This window comes from Janthinobacterium sp. PLB04 (genome assembly GCF_021165895.1).
In the GTDB taxonomy this organism is placed as follows: Bacteria; Pseudomonadota; Gammaproteobacteria; order Burkholderiales; family Burkholderiaceae_D; genus Janthinobacterium; species Janthinobacterium lividum.
On record NZ_CP088968.1, the window covers coordinates 4,574,370 to 4,590,118 of the forward strand.

Here is a 15,749-nt window from a genome sequence, read left to right on the forward strand (position 1 = left end):
AAAACGGCGCCCGCCCCCGCCGATGAGAAAAATCAGCCTGGGCGGACGCCGTTGTCCATGTGGTCCGTCGTTGGACCGTTGTGCGTTTATTCAGGGGATCGCCGTTGATCCGTACCTTCTGTTTAGCAAGTGCCGTGCCAGCTTGCCTGACGGGCACGCAGCATCATTCACACCGGCTTTGCGCCAGATCATGGCCAATCACGGTGCAAGCATGCCACTTGCTGGTGCATGCGGGAACCAGCACGTGGCATATCTTGTCTAACTGCCATCTGAAGCAGTACGGGAGGCCACGATGGTCAAGACACTGCGTTGGCTACGGCCGCCATGGCTGGCTGGCGTGTGTACGGGGATGCTGCTCATTACGTGGAGTAACACTGCCGCCGCGCAAGAGCCGAAGGAACACAGCGAACTCGATGCCACCGTCGCCGCGCCCTTCCACGCCGCGCGCGGCGAGCGGGCAACGCAGGCGCGTGCATTTGTCGTGCACCTCGCCTATCCGGGCGAAGGCCGTACCCATGCGGTGCGCTGGACATTGACCTTGTCCGGCCCGGGGCCGCAAGGCGCCGTGCTGCGGCGCTGGTCGGGCACGCAACAGGTAGGGGCCGGCGGCAAGAGTGTCACCTTGCCCTGGGATGGCCGCGCCGGCGCCGATGCGCCCAAACGGCGGGGGCTGGCGCCAGACGGCTTGTACCAGTTGCGCCTGCTTGCCGTGGCCGATGCGGGCACGCCGCAGGAAACGCAGGTGGAGCAGCAATGGCCGATCCAGGTGCGGCGGCGCAGCGGCACGGCGCCCACGGTGCCCGCCTTCCAGGCCGGCTTGCAACAACTGCCCAGCCTGGAAGGCCAGCCCGGCTACCGCATCGTCTACGCCAACCTGCACAGCCAGACGCGCCACAGCGACGGCGGCGCGGCGCTCGATGCCTGCCATGGCGCGCAGGATCCGCAAACGGCGCCCTTCGGCCCCATCGATGCCTACAAGTATGCGCAGCAACATGGGCTCGACGCCCTGCTGACATCCGAGCACAACCATATGTATGACGGTTCCGATGGCACCAACCCAGCCGCCACCGCCGCCGAAGCGACAGCCCTGTACCAGACGGGGCTGGCCGAAGCGGCCGCGTATACCGCCGCCCACCCCGGTTTCCTGGCCCTGTACGGCATGGAATGGGGCGTCATCAACAAGGGCGGCCATGTGAATATCCTCAATAGCGAGCAGCTGCTGGGCTGGGAACGGAATGCCCTGGGCGAGCTGCTGGCCGACGTGGAAACGCCGAAGGGCGATTACGCGGGCCTGTACGCGCTGATGCGCGAACGGGGCTGGGTCGGCCAGTTCAACCACCCGGCCCAAACGGGCCAGTTTCTCGTCAATGGCCAGCCGCTGGGCTACACGCCGGATGGCGACGCGGCCATGGTGCTGTGCGAAGTCATGAACACGTCCGCGTTTTCCACCAACGACCAGGAAACGGAGACGCGGCGCAGCAATTACGAGGCCGCCTGCAACCGTGCCCTGTCGGCCGGCTACCACCTGGCCTTCAGCAGCAACCAGGACAACCACTGCGCCAACTGGGGCGCGTCGTATGGCAACCGCACGGCCGTGCTGGTGACCAGCACGGCCGCCGGCACGCCTGTTTCACGCGACAGCTTCCTCGAAGCGCTGCGCGCGCGCCGCGTGTTTGCCACCATGGACAAGCATGCGCAGATGCTGTTCACGGCCAACGGCAAGCTGATGGGCGAGCGTTTCGACAACCATGGCCCTTTGCACCTGGCCTCCCATTTCAGCAACAGCGCGGGGCGGCAAGCGGCCGCCGTCGCCATCTTCCACGGCGTGCCGGGAAGCAATGGCTCCGTCACACAGGTATCGGACCAGGCCGAGCTCACCCTCACGCCCGCGCCCGGCCCCCATTTTTATTACGCGCGGCTGGCGCAGGACGATGGCAATATCGTCTGGTCGGCGCCCGTGTGGGTCAATCAGCTGCCGTGACGGCGACAGTGACAGCGGGGGTGGAATGCCGGGCCATCAGCTCGGCCACCCAGTCGATAAAGACGCGCAGTTTCTTGCTGACATGGCGGTTCGGCGGATAGGCAAGATAGAGCGGCATGGCATCGACCGTCCATGCGGGGAACAGCGGCAGCAGCTCGCCCCTGGCCACGTGCGGCCGCGCCATGTAGTCTGGCAGCCACAGCACGCCCAGCCCCGCCACCCCGGCCGCCAGGTAGGCGTTGCCGTCGTCGATCGACAGCACGTACTGGCCATGGATCTTCACGCTCTGGCCCTCGCGGTGCATCACGTACGGAAAACCGTTGCCGCTGCTGGCCCAGCGAAAGCGCACGATGCGGTGCGCGCTGTCCTGCAAGTCCAGCGGATGCAAGGGCGTGCCCACCCGCTGCAGATAGGCGGGCGCCGCATACACGCCCAGAGGCAAGTCGGCGAGCTTGCGCGCCATCAGCGACTGGTCGGTGATGTCACCGCCGCGTATCACGCAATCGACATTCTCGCCGATCACGTCGACCATGCGGTCGCTGGCGCCCATGTCGAGCACGATATCGGGATACCGCGCATGGAACCCGGGCAGCGCCGGCACCAGCAGCAAAGCGGCGAGCGGACTGGGCACGTCCACGCGCAACTGGCCCCGCGGCAAGGCGGCGGCGTGCGGCAAGCTCGTTTCGATTTCTTCCAGGGTGTCGAGCACCTGCACGATGCGCTCGTAATAGGCGGCGCCATCGGCCGTTACATTGACCTTGCGCGTGGTGCGGTTCAGCAGCTTCAGGCGCAGCCGCGCCTCGAGCTGCTGCACCAGCTGCGTCACCGTGGTGCGGCTCATGTGCAAGGTCGCGGCCGCCCGCGTAAAACTGCCCGTCTCGACCACCCGCACGAAAGCCTTCATCGCATCAAACCTGTCCATCTACACCTCCGCCATTCGATTGTTTGGATTATACAAACAGTGCAGGCGATTCTGCCCGCTTTATCAGCTGGCTGGCAGCAGATAAAGTGTTCTCCAGGCAGCAACTTCGCTGCATCAACAAAGGAAAGCTGATGAAACGCGACGTCGTATTCCCTCCGGGCCGCCAAGCCCTGTATGAACAGAACCGCTATTCCCCGGCCGTGCGCGCCAACGGCCTGCTGTTCGTCTCCGGCCAGGTCGGCAGCCGCGAAGACGGCACGCCCGAACCCGGGCTCGACGCCCAGGTCCGGCGTGCGTTCGACAATCTGAACGCCATCTTGCAAGCGGCCGGCTGTACCTTCGACGATGTGCAGGACGTGACCATCTTTATCGTCGACCCGCAGGCCAACTTCCAGCGCATCTGGGATATCGTGCAGGCCGGGTACTGGGGCCAGGCGCCGCACCCTACGGTGACGGCCGTGGGCGTGACGTGGCTGTATGGTTTCCAGTTCGAGATCAAGGTGGTGGCCAGGCTGCCTGGCCACCACGCAGACCCTGGAAGCGTGCAGGAAAAATAGCGGCAGGTTATCCCTCGCACGATTGCCCGCCGCAAGGTGCGCTGGCACTGATCTGTGGCAACATGGCAGCGCCGTTTGGACAGCATGTTGACAGCAAGGCGGCGCAAGCAACCCATGCCAGGAAACCCAATGAAGCCAAAAGCGCTGATCATCGCCCATATCGAAGCGTTCTTGCTGGAGCCGCTGAGCGCAGCAGGCTTCAAGTTCTCGCCAAGCCAGCTGACGTTCAAGCGCACGCAGAACGAATTCGTCCAGGCCATCCATTTCCAGGCCAACCGCCATAACGAAGAGCATCTCTGCGTGGCATTCTGGAGCCAGTATCAGGTTTCGTCCAGATTCTATACATCGTGGCACAAGGCGCGTTACGCTCACGAACCTGCCAACAATATCGTTGGCGATGTGGCCGACTGGAATATCAGAAACTGGCAATTCCCTGTCATCGATGGCAAGGAGGGCAAGGAACACCAGCTCGTCGATCCGTCCCATCGAACAACAGTCATGGCCTGCCTGCGGGACAATCTGCTGGAGTTGGCCATTCCCTGGCTCGACCAGCGGTCCAACTGGGAAAATGCGGCCCTGGCCTTGGTCGAAGCGCAAGGCTCGCATGCCAGAGCCTGCGATTTTTATCTGATGGCCGGCAAGCAGGAAAAAGCCTTGTGGGCCTTGCACGAAGGCATTGCCTACTGGGAAAGAAACCCCAAGGCATCTTATCCGCAAGAAAAAGAGGAGATCGCTTTGCGTATGGAACACTACTTCAATGCGACACCAATCTGAACCATGACAGCGATCACTTGCCCCTACGATGGCGACTGCGGGCACTCATTCGCCCCCAGCGCAATGGATGCCCCGGATGGCGCGTTCTTAACGACGGCCGTCGCCAAAAAGATGACGTTCATGTTCCTGCACTGCCCCGCATGTACAAGGATGTTCCAGTTCAATCCGGTCGCCTGGACAGCGCAGGCTTGCGAAGCCGCCGCGCCCAAGGCTGCCAGGGTAGCGAAGAAAAGCGGCAAGCAGCTGGACAAATTGCTGGCCAGGGAAAAAGTGGCCCTGCCCCCGGCCTATCTCGATCACCTCCACAGCGGAAAGTCGCGTCGCGAGGTGGCGATTTGCAGCGATGAAGATCCCTTCACGCTGTACAGCCTGGACGAGCTGTGCAAAGAGGTCGATGTGGATGGAACAAGCTATCTGGCAGTCAGGCAACTGGCAGGCTTTGCCCAGGCCCTGGCGCAAGCGGCGGGAGCAGGCTCGAAGCAGGCTGCACCGTTCAGTCCTGCCGAGCTGGCGGCTTGCCTGGCCATCGGCGAGGAAAATACGCGCGTCCTGTTCATCGACAGCCGCGACAACGAGGCATTGTGGATTTATCACCCCGACGGCGGCGATGTCGACAAGACACGGCTCACCGTGACCTCCCTGATCGGGCCTGGCGCCCCCTGAAGGACGCATCACGCCGCAGATTCTGCGGCCTGCTTCCGTTCCAGCAAACAATATTGGAAAAGCATGTTAATTCTTAAATAGTCGTTTATAGACACTGGTTCCCCGCAGCAATCCATGGCACCATGGGTGCGCCGTTTTGACAGCAACACGGCACAACCGACCATCGTCAAGGAACCCTGTCCATGTCTTTTTATCGCAAGTTTGCCGGCAGCATGCTGCTGGGCCTGGCCACAGCGGGCATCGCCCATGCCCAAGCCCCGGCGCCCGCCTCCCCCCCTACCGATCCCCACCTTTGGCTGGAAGAAGTCCTCGGCGACAAGCCGCTGGCCTGGGTCAGGCAGCACAATGCCGTGAGCACCAAGGAACTGGAAAGCCAGCCCGGTTTCGCCGCCCTGCAGGCGCGCCTGAAAACCATCCTCAATTCCAAGGAACGCATTCCCTACGTCAGCAAGGAAGGCGAGTATTACTACAACTTCTGGCGCGACGCCCAGCACGTGCGCGGCATCTGGCGCCGCACCACCCTGGCGCAATACCAGCTGGCCGAGCCAAATTGGGAAACCGTGATCGACCTCGACCAGCTGGCCGCCGGCGAGAGTGAAAACTGGGTCTGGGGCGGCGCCACCTGCCTGTATCCGAAGGGCGAACGCTGCCTCATTTCACTGTCGCGCGGCGGCGGCGACGCCAAGGTGGTGCGCGAATACGACGTGGCCAGGCGCGCCTTTGTCGACGGCGGCTTTACCCTGCCCGAAGCGAAGGGCAGCGCCAGCTGGATCGACCAGGATACCCTGTTCGTTTCCACGGATTTCGGCCCCGGCTCGATGACCAGCTCCGGCTACCCGCGCATCATCAAGCAGTGGCAGCGCGGCACGCCGCTGGCGCAGGCGCAAACGCTATATGAAGCCAAAGCCGACGACCTGAGCGCGGGCGCCTACAAGGATTTCACGCCCGGCCACGAACACCAGTTCATCGAGCGGCAAATCGATTTCTACAGCGGCGAAATGTTCCTGCGCGACGGCGCCGAGTTGAAGAAAGTACCGAAACCGGACGACTCCACGGCATTCACCGTGCGCGACCAGCTGGTCATCACCCTGCGCTCGGACTGGAAAGTCAACGGCAAGACCTATGCGCAAGGTTCGCTGCTGGCGACGGACTTCAAGTCTTTCATGCAGGGCAAGCAGGAACTGGAAGTGCTGTACGCGCCGACGGCCACGTCTTCGCTGGACAATGTCACGGCGACGAAATCGGCCATCCTCGTGACGACCCTGGACAAGGTCAAGAACCGCCTGACGGAACTGCGCCACGTGAACGGCAAGTGGCAGCGCCGCGCCGTCGATGCGCCGAAACTGGGCACCCTGGCCGTCAGCGCGCTCGATCCCGTCGATTCGGACCAATACTTCCTGACGGTGACCGACTTCCTCAATCCGACCACCCTGTACCTGGCCACGGCGCAGAGCGACAAGCGCACGAAAATCAAGTCGCTGCCCGCCTACTACGACGCGGCGCCATACAAGGTGGAGCAGTTCGAATCGACGTCGAAGGATGGCACCAGGGTGCCGTATTTCGCCATCATGGCCAAGAAGACGAAGTTCGACGGCAGCAACCCCACCGTGCTGTACGGCTATGGCGGCTTCGAAGTGTCGCTGAAACCCAGCTACAGCGGCACCACGGGCGTGGCGTGGCTGGAAAAGGGCGGCGTGTACGTACTGGCGAATATCCGCGGCGGCGGCGAATTCGGTCCCCGCTGGCATCAGGCGGCATTGAAGGAAAACCGCCAGCGCGCGTATGACGACTTCATCTCGGTGGCGCAGGATCTGATCAAGCGCAAGGTCACCAGCCCGCGCCACCTGGGCATCATGGGCGGCAGCAATGGCGGCCTGCTGACGGGCGCCGTGCTGGTGCAGCGTCCCGACCTGTTCAACGCCGTCGTCAGCCAGGTGCCGCTGCTCGACATGCGCCGCTATAACAAGATGCTGGCGGGTGCCTCGTGGATGGGAGAGTACGGCGATCCGGACGTGCCGGAACAATGGGCTTACATCAGCAAGTACTCGCCTTACCAGAACGTCTTCAAGGACAAGAAATATCCGCGCGTGCTGTTTACCACTTCGACGCGCGACGACCGGGTCCACCCTGGCCATGCGCGCAAGATGGTGGCGAAGATGGAAGAGCAAGGCCACGACGTGCTGTACTGGGAAAACACGGAAGGCGGCCATGCGGGTGCCGCCAACAACGACCAGCAGGCGCTGATGTGGGCGCTGACCTACACCTTCCTGCTGGAGCAGCTGAAGTAAGGGGGTGGTGTCGGACTACGCGTCCCGCTAATCCGACCTGCCCGGCCTGCCCGGCTGCAGGATTGCCTACTTCGCCTGCGCGCTGGGGCGTTCGGCGATGCGGTCGCGGTAAGCCTGCAGGTTCGACAAGCCTTCCGCGCCGGGGCGGTACTTCATCAGGCCACGCGCAAATTCCAGCGCGCAGAAGGCCGTGATGTCGGCAATCGTGAACCGTTCGCCGGCGATGTACGGCTGGCTGCCCAGCACCTGGTCCAGCCATTGCGCCGTTTCGCGCAGCTTGCCCGCCTGCGCCGCGGCGAAATCGGGAAACTGCGGGTTTTCCAGCGCCACCAGGGCCGGATGGCCGTGGCGCACCCAGTTGGCGGTGGCACTGAACAAATGCAGTTCCACGCGGCGGTCGGCCATTTCGATGAAGGCGCGTTCCTCGAAGCCTTCGCCCATCAGGTTCGGCTGCGGCTGCAAGCCTTCCAGGTAGGTGCAGATGGCGCGCGTCTCGGTCAGCACACGCCCGTCCGCCAATTCCAGCACGGGCACGCGGCCCAGCGGGTTTTTCGCCAGGAAGGCGGGATCGCGGTGCTGCCCCGCCATCAGGTCGAGCGCCACTTCCTCGATGCCGGTGATGCCCTTCTCGGCGATGAACATGGTGACGCGGCGTGGATTGGGCGTGCGGGGGCTGATAGTCAGTTTCATGTGCAGGTCTCGTCTCGTTGTAATGGTGGATGGTGGTTGACAATCAGGTGCGGCACCAGCCTGTGGCAATGCAGTCAGGCGCCCATCATACCAGCGCACCGTCGTGGTGCGGCGCTCCTGGCGCGTTGACTTTGCCCCCATTTCCACTTAGATTGCTGTACGGGAACGCTGGCTTCCAGTTCCAGCGATGTCCCCCAACCGCCATCAACGCTCGCAGCCTACCCGGCCGGCGGGCGTTTTACCCATGAACGAAGGGCATACCATGCATCGCACACCGACTCCGCGTTTCCGCCGCAGCCATCTGGCCGCCGCCGTCCTGGCGCTGACCGCCGTCACCGGCTTCACCCCGGGCCACGCCGCGCCCGCCGCCAAATACGCGTCGGCCAGCCACGCCCTTGGCACCACCACGCAGCTGCCGCGCGGCGTCACGCCTTTGCACTACATCCTGTCGATCACGCCGGATGCCGCCGCCTCGACCTTCAAGGGCGAAGCCGCCATCAAGGTGGCCGTCGACACGCCAACGGCCAGCATCACCTTCAATGCCTTGAACCTGGCGTTTGCCGCCGCCGCCATCGAAGGCGCGGGCGGCAGCAAGCAGGTGACGCGCAAGATCGATATCGATGCGGACAAGCAGACGGCCACCGTGCATTTTGCCGAGCCGCTGGCCAAGGGCGAGTACCTGTTGCGCATCGACTACACCGGCAAGATCGGCACGCAGGCGACGGGCCTGTTCTCGCTCGACTACGATACGCCGCAAGGACGCCAGCGCGCCCTGTACACGCAGTTCGAGAATTCGGATGCGCGCAGCATGCTGCCATCGTGGGATGAACCGGACTACAAGGCCACCTTCGCGCTGGACGTGGTCGTGCCGAGCAAGCAGATGGCCGTCGGCAACATGCCGATCGCCCGCAGCGAAGAGCTGGGCAATGGCAAGAAGCACGTGTATTTCGCCACCACGCCGCGCATGTCGACCTATCTGCTGTTCTTCGGCCTGGGCGACTTCGAGCGCGCCACGGCCATGAGCGACGGCACGGAAATAGGCGTCATCACGAAGAAGGGCGCGCTGGCGCAAAGCCGCTTCGCGCTCGACGAATCGGCCGCCCTGCTGCGCGAATACAACGATTATTTCGGCGTGCGCTATCCGCTGCCCAAGCTCGACAACATCGCCGCGCCGGGCCGCAGCCAGTTCTTCGGCGCCATGGAAAACTGGGGCGCCGTCTTCACCTTCGAATACGGCCTGCTGCTCGACCCGACCATCTCGACGCAGACCGACAAGGAAAACATCTACACCACCCTGTCGCATGAAATGGCGCACCAGTGGTTCGGCGACCTGGTCACCATGCGCTGGTGGGACGACCTGTGGCTCAACGAAGGTTTTGCGTCGTGGATGGAAAGCCGCACCACGGAGCGTCTGCACCCGGAATGGAACACGGCCCTGTCCAACGTGGGCGGACGCGAATCGGCGATGAGCCAGGATGCGCTGCGCACCACGCACCCGGTGGTGCAGCGCATCGCCACCGTGGAACAGGCCAGCCAGGCCTTCGACGGCATCACCTACCAGAAGGGCGAAGCGGTGATCCGCATGCTCGAAGCGTACGTGGGCGCCGACACGTGGCGCACGGCCGTGCGCAGCTACATGCGCAAGCATGCGTATGGCAATACGGTGTCGGACGACCTGTGGCGCGAAGTCGATGCGGCCGCGGGCAAGCCCGTCAGCGCCATCGCCCATGACTTCACCCTGCAGCCGGGCGTGCCGATGATCACCGTCGGCGCAGCCGTGTGCAGGAAGGGCAGTACGCGCGTGACCTTGACGCAGACGGAATTTTCCAAGGATCAGCCGGACAAGAAGCCGCTGTCGTGGAAAGTACCGGTGATCGCTTCGACGGTCGGCAACGGCAAGCTGGCCAAGGTAGTGATCAAGAATGGCAAGGCGACCCTGAACGTGCCCGGTTGCGGCGCCCTGCTGGTGAACGCGGGCCAAAGCGGCTACTACCGCACCCTGTACGCGCCAGCCGGCACGCACGCGCTGGCGGGCAGCTTCGCGCGCCTGGCGCCGATCGACCAGCTGGGCTTGCTGGCGGACAGCCAGTCGCTGGGCATGGCGGGCTTGCAAGACCCGGCGGCTTTCCTGGAACTGGTGAAGGCCACGCCGCTGTCGGCCGATCCGCAAGTGCTGGGCCGGGTGGCCGGGTCGCTGAACGGCCTGTATGAGCAGTATGCGGGCGATAGCGCGGAAAGCAAGGCGCGCCAGCAGGCTTTCGGCCGCTTCGCCATGGCGCGCCTGGCGCCGATGATGGCGCAGACGGGCTGGGAAGCGCGCGCCGGCGAAGCGTCGAGCGTGGCGACCCTGCGCGGACGCCTGATTTCCATCCTCGGCGACATGGGCGAGCCAGGGGTGATCGCCGAAGCGCGCCGCCGCTACGCGGCCAGCGAACAGGATCCGGCCGCCATGCCTGCGCCGCTGCGCCGCACCATCCTGGGCGTGGTGGCGCAGCATGCGGACGCCGCCACCTGGGAGCAGCTGCACGCCAAGGCGCAGCAGGAAAAGACGCCGCTGGTCAAGAACCAGCTGTACGACTTGCTGGCCTCGACCGACGATGCGGCCCTGGCGCAGCGGGCGCTGGCGCTGGCGCTGACGGATGAACCTGGCGTGACCAACAGCCCGGCCATGATCTCGCGCGTTTCGCGCAGGCATCCTGAACTGGCCTTCGACTTCGCGCTGGCGCACCTGGAGCAAGTCAATGCGCGCATCGACGCCAGTTCGCGCAGCCGCTACTTCCCGCGCCTGGCGGCCGGTTCGGCGCAGCCGGAAATGATCGCCAAGCTGGAAGCGTATGCGCAGGCCAACCTGCCGGCCAGCGCGCGCGGCGACGCCGACAGTTCCGTGGCCGGCATCAAATACCGCATCAAGGTGCGTGCCGAGCGCCTGCCCGCCGTCGATGCGTGGCTGGCCAAGCAAACGGGCTAAGCGCCCGCGCCCGGCGCCGCAGTACGGCGGCGCCGGGCATTTTCCATCCCTGTACGAAAATCCAGGCAAAAAAAACCGGCTTCGCAAGGTGCGGTAGCCGGTTGAAACGCTGTTTCAGAGCGCAGGGATAAAGCAGGAAAACACATGAAAAAGTGGAAATCGTGCCGGTCATTGAGGTGTCCGGCAACCTTGCGCCCGGGGTTTCCGTGCGCCATGTATCCACTATGCCAGCCCTTGCCGGAAACAGGCTTAGGACTTCATTAAATCCCCGCCCGATCCCCGCATTTCCCCTGTCCCACCCTGCAATCATTACTATAAAACAAGTTTTACATATCTGGTGCCGATGGTTGAGCTCACCGGCTAAGCTGTTGAGTCATGCCTGCATCCTATCGCTCCCGGAGCGTAGTGATTTGCGCATTGCATGCTGTGTGCCAACAAAAGCATCATAACAGCGCCATATGACCACCTTATGACGTAGCGCTATGGTGCGCCGCCCTCCTTCGCGGAACTTTTGATACCCGTCAACTCTATTTCCACGCGGCGGTTCGGCTGCAGACAGACGATCAGGGCGGCGCGCGGCGCCACCTTGTCGCAGGCGGCGACGGGTTCCGCCTTGCCCTTGCCGTACGCGCTGATGACATTGGCGATGCCTTGCTCGCGCAGCAACTGTTTCACCGTCAGCGCGCGCCGTTCGGACAGGGCCTGGTTGTAGCTGTCCGAACCCAGGCGGTCCGTGTGGCCCGTTACGGAAAGCGTATCGATCTGCACATAGCCCTGCTTCAGGCGCGCCGCCAGTTCCCGGATTTTCTCGACGCCCTGCGGCAGCACGTCGGCCGCACCCGCCTTGTCGAAGCGGAACAAGGCATCCATGTCCAGCGTGATGCGCTCATGCTCGATGCGCGGCGGCAGGATTTCCGGCGGCTTCGGCTTGTCGGCCGGACAAGCCGAAGCGGCGGACTGGGCGGCGGCCTGCGCATCCTCGGCCAGCTGCACGTAGGGATTCGCGTGGCGCCAGCCCTGCTGCTTGTACTCATTGCCCGCATGCACCAGCTCCACTTCGCCGCACGCCACTTTCTGCGCCGCGCAGGCGAAGCCGGGCGACTCGCGCAACGCTCCAAAGCCGGACCACAGATCGTCGCGCAGGCGCGTGGCATCGTTCAGCAGCGGCGTGGCGTCGCCGGGATTGGACGTGCTGCCGTCTTCCAGCGCGGCGACGATCTTTGCCGATTCCTGCAAGGCTTGCAGGGGAAAGGCCGAGCGGTCGTTGCGCGTGTACTCGTGGAAGGACACGTCGAGCCAGCATTGCGCCTTGGACAGGTAATAATCGCCCACGCGCACGCCGCCGTCGTTGAGCTTCTTGATGCGCTCCTGCAGCAGGCGGTAAGCCTGCTGGTCCGCGGAGACGGCCTGGTCGCTGATGCGCAGCTGGGGCATGGCCAGCGGCGCCGTCGGCAGGGTGGGCGTGGCCGCCTGGGCCAGTCCCATGGCCAGCAGGCTGGCGAGCGGTATCAGTGCGTTCATTGGTATCTTCGTCGGTGTCATCGTCGGTGTCATTTTCGGAGTCATGGTAGTTTTCATGGCCGGGCCAGGGTACGGTTGATGGTGGCGTCTTTGCCTTTGAACAGGTTTTCATCGAACTTGAAGCGCAGGCGCAGATAGGGGCCGCGCGCCGTGTAGTCGGCGCCCGTCAGGTCGCGGTCGGAAAAGCCCGACCAGTTGTGTCCGGCCGACAGCCACAGGTTTTGCGCCAGCAGATAGCCCACTTCGACGCCATTGGCCCACTGGCGGCTGCCCCCTTGCGGGCTGCCCATCACGGCCGCCAGCACGCCGATATCCCAGTGCTTGCTGATGTCGTACACGGTGCGCCCTGAAAACAGCCATGCCGTGTATTTCTCTTGCCCGGCAGGCAGGTTCTTGTCGTTGTTGTGCTTGGCGGCGACCCTGCCCGTGAACCACCACGGACGGCTGGGGTGGTAATCGAGGTGCGTGGAAACAATATGCGCGCGGTAATTGTCGCCATCGATCTGCGACTGGTCGCGCACGGTCTTGTACTCGTAGCGGGCCAGGCCGTTGAAACGGTTGTCGTCCACGGGGCGCCAGGCAAAGCCCAGCTGCGCCCTATCCTGCAGCACGTTGCCGACAGGCGCGCCGCTGGCGTCGTCGTTGTTGCGCGTGTACAGCAGGTAATTACGCGCAAGCAAAGTCCAATCGCGGCTCAGCTTGCGCGCCCAGGCGATGGTATTGAGCCATTGATCCTGGCGCTGGTTGCCCGGCGCGATCTCGCTGTCGAACAATCGCCGGTACTCGAGCTTGACGGAGCCGCGCCACAGGGGATTGACGGCATAGTCGAATCCCGCCGCCACGGCCACGGCTTGCTGTTGCTGGCCGTTCATGACTTTCAGGTATTCGATATTCGTGTTCGCCGCCAGCCCCTCGCCCAGGTTCCACGTGTTGCGCAAGCCGGACGCCAGTTGCAGGTCGCGCTGGTTGCTCAGGCTGTAATCCATGGCGTCGCGCATGCGGTACTCGCCAAACACGGTGCCGCCCGGCATGTAGCCCGTATCCGCGCCGGCGATGAAACTGGTGCTGCGGTCGGCCGGATTGAGCGAGTAGGCGGATGCCAGCCCCGTCTGGTTTTCATAGCGCGCGTACAGGCGGCTGCGTTCGGCCAGCTGGTATTGCGCGCCCAGGCCGTAGCGGTGCTGGTCCGCATCGGAGACGCTTTTTTCCACGTCGCCATTCAGCGTCCAGCGCTCCGTGGCCTTGTATTGCGCCCCCAGGCGCACGGTGGTGGCGTCCAGCGGCGCCGTCGTGCCCGTGCCAGCGCCGGGATTGATCGGCGCAAACGTGGTGATGCTGCCGCCCGTGACGGGGTCGATGGCCGTATTGGCCGTGCCGTTGCCGAAGAAGCCGCCCGTGGGATTGAGGCCCGTGCCCAGCGGCGAGGTATTCGGCGCGATGCCGGCCGTCGACGGCATGCCGCCACTCTCCTTCATGTGCTGGACGGACACGTCGAGCAGCCAGCGTTCGCTGGCGTTCCACGCCACGCCCAGGCGCTGCGCATCGCGGCGCGCATCCGTGCTGCGCTCATCGCTGCGGATGGCCTCGCCATACACGGTGACGGCGGGACTGAGCTTGTAGCCCGCCTTCACGCCCGCCTCGCCCCGTCCGCCCGTGATGCCGGCCGCCGTATTGTTGAAATCCCTGTCGGAACGGTTCCAGTAGGCTTTCGCTTCCAGCTTGTCATCCTTGTGCTGCAACTCGACCCGGGCCGCATTGCCGCTGACTTCATCGCGCAGCTCGCCCGCCTGGCCGGACGGCGTCGTGTAGATACTGCCGCCAGCGCTGTAGCTGGTGGACGTGGTGCGCGCCACTTCGAGCACCAGCAGGCTGTGCTCACCGAAGCGCAAGCCCGCATTGACGCTGTGCAATTTATACGGCGACAAGGGGTTTTTATCTTCCACGGCCGAGCCGCCGAGCGACACCATCTTGCCCAGTTGCACATGCCCATCCACGCCCAGGGTCCAGAATTTTTCGCCGCCCTGGTCCACCTCGTAGCTGATGCGGATCGATTGCGGGTCGCCATTCGGCGTCAGCGCGGGGATCGCCTGCTTGAACAGGATGCGTCCGCTGAACGGCTCGAAGCTGTAATCCTCGAAACGGCGCAACTGCGTCACTTGCACGATATTGCCGTTCTGATTCTTGTCGCGCACCACGATCTCGATCTTTTCCGAGTTTTCGATGGCGTTGTTGTTGCGCACGGCAAACGGCCCCGACGTGCCGTTCGCCCGGTATTCCTCGACGACCTGCTTGAGGCTATCGTTGATGGCGAAGGCATTCGCGACGATGCCATCCCGCTCGTAATGGCCGCGCCCGCCCGTGGCCGTGCGGTTGTACTGGCCCAGTTTTCTCTGCTGCAAGTTGGCCACGGCGCCGCCGCCCGTCATCTGGCTGAAGCCGTCGCCGGTGGCAAAGTCGCCGTACAGCACATAGCTTTTCTGCTGGTCGATGCGCACGTACAGGCGGTCGCTGGAGCGGGCGTCGAAATTGCGCACGGAACTGTCGCCGTAGACGGGATAAAACTCTTCCGGATTGACGTCGCGCATGAGACGCGCGCGCGTATCCTTGTCCGAGTCGTAGGCGGCCGTCAGCAAGGCGTCGCCACGGATCGTCCCTTTTAAAAACATCGCGGCGCGGCCCGCCACGTTGGCCTTGCCGTTGTTGAAGGCGCGGCTCCAGCGCACGATGTCGCGTTCGAAACCATCATTGAAGCGCGACGGCGAAATGTCGCTACTCGACAGGCTGCGCTTGCTGATGATGCCGTCGATCAAGCCCACGGCCAGCATGTCGCGCAGTTCCGGCAAGAAACTGATCGTGCCCTGCGCCGCCACGGCACCGGCCGACACGCGCAGCAGCACGTCCTGCGGCGTGGCCGGAGCCAGCAGGCTGAAGCTCGCTACACCATCCTCCACCGTCAATTGGGTGCCGGGCGTGACCCTGTCGGCGTCGCGCCGTTCCGGGCCCAGTTCATCAGTCCGCGCGCCGGGCAGCAGGATACGCCCGCCGCTGGCCTCGATGGTCAGCAAGGCCGTGCCCGCCAGGGGCTTGCCCTGCGCGTCATACAGCCTGACCGTCACCTTGACGGGGCTCTGGCCATCGGCCGGTGCCTCGCCGTGATCCGTCTCGACGGCGATGCGCGCCACGCCCCGGTTGATGGCGTAATCGGTGCCGCCGACCTTGCCGGCGAGGAAGGACGGCGCCGCCACGATGGAGCCTGCCGCATGCTCCGGCAAGGGCAGTTGCGCCAGGCTGGCGGCCGGGAATGCCAGCAGGGCCAGTGCGGCGGCCATGCGCCGGGGCGCGGGGAGCGTTCTCTTCATGGATTGTTTCTCTTTGGCGGCATTGG

General features: G+C 64.3%; 10 protein-coding genes. 6 read left to right on the plus strand and 4 right to left on the minus strand.

The genetic code is table 11. The features are described from left to right. Positions 1–292 precede the first annotated feature (292 nt). Entirely contained in the window at positions 293–1,981 is a 1,689-nt protein-coding gene (locus tag LSO07_RS20155; RefSeq protein ID WP_151096403.1) for a CehA/McbA family metallohydrolase, read from the plus strand. Here the strand turns inward: LSO07_RS20155 and LSO07_RS20160 are convergent. After that, positions 1,965–2,903, minus strand: coding sequence for a LysR family transcriptional regulator (locus LSO07_RS20160; RefSeq protein WP_151096404.1), 939 nt, complete (start codon positions 2,901–2,903; stop codon positions 1,965–1,967). The two genes, LSO07_RS20155 and LSO07_RS20160, sit on opposite strands and share 17 nt — an antisense overlap. A 128-nt stretch (positions 2,904–3,031) precedes the next feature. Here LSO07_RS20160 and LSO07_RS20165 point away from each other — a divergent pair, with 128 nt between their 5' ends. The 4 genes from LSO07_RS20165 to LSO07_RS20180 all read left to right on the plus strand — a co-directional run bounded on the left by LSO07_RS20165 (position 3,032) and on the right by LSO07_RS20180 (position 7,185). Beyond that, on the plus strand, positions 3,032–3,460 hold the full coding sequence (locus LSO07_RS20165; protein WP_099394675.1) for a RidA family protein: 429 nt from the start codon (positions 3,032–3,034) through the stop codon (positions 3,458–3,460). Positions 3,461–3,589: 129 nt separating this feature from the next. Continuing rightward, positions 3,590–4,234, plus strand: a complete 645-nt coding sequence (locus LSO07_RS20170; protein WP_151096405.1) for a DUF4304 domain-containing protein — start codon at positions 3,590–3,592, stop codon at positions 4,232–4,234. A 3-nt stretch (positions 4,235–4,237) separates the two neighbouring features. Further along, positions 4,238–4,897 (plus strand): hypothetical protein, encoded by a 660-nt coding sequence (locus tag LSO07_RS20175; RefSeq protein ID WP_151096406.1) that lies wholly within the window; start codon positions 4,238–4,240, stop codon positions 4,895–4,897. 182 nt (positions 4,898–5,079) lie between these two features. After that, positions 5,080–7,185 (plus strand): prolyl oligopeptidase family serine peptidase, encoded by a 2,106-nt coding sequence (locus tag LSO07_RS20180; RefSeq protein ID WP_191909736.1) that lies wholly within the window; start codon positions 5,080–5,082, stop codon positions 7,183–7,185. A gap of 66 nt (positions 7,186–7,251) precedes the next feature. On the opposite strand, the gene LSO07_RS20185 is transcribed toward LSO07_RS20180, so the two are convergent. After that, entirely contained in the window at positions 7,252–7,875 is a 624-nt protein-coding gene (locus LSO07_RS20185) for a glutathione S-transferase family protein (protein ID WP_034779137.1), read from the minus strand. Positions 7,876–8,137: 262 nt separating this feature from the next. Here LSO07_RS20185 and LSO07_RS20190 point away from each other — a divergent pair, with 262 nt between their 5' ends. Next, complete coding sequence (locus LSO07_RS20190; RefSeq protein ID WP_151096407.1) at positions 8,138–10,843, plus strand: M1 family metallopeptidase; 2,706 nt, start codon at positions 8,138–8,140, stop codon at positions 10,841–10,843. 480 nt (positions 10,844–11,323) lie between these two features. Here the strand turns inward: LSO07_RS20190 and LSO07_RS20195 are convergent, their stop codons facing one another. Further along, the gene (locus LSO07_RS20195; RefSeq protein ID WP_151096408.1) at positions 11,324–12,364 is read right to left on the minus strand and encodes an OmpA family protein; all 1,041 of its coding nucleotides are present in this window, start codon (positions 12,362–12,364) and stop codon (positions 11,324–11,326) included. Positions 12,365–12,417: 53 nt separating this feature from the next. Continuing rightward, entirely contained in the window at positions 12,418–15,723 is a 3,306-nt protein-coding gene (locus LSO07_RS20200) for a hypothetical protein (protein WP_151096409.1), read from the minus strand. Between the last annotated feature and the right edge of the window lie 26 nt (positions 15,724–15,749).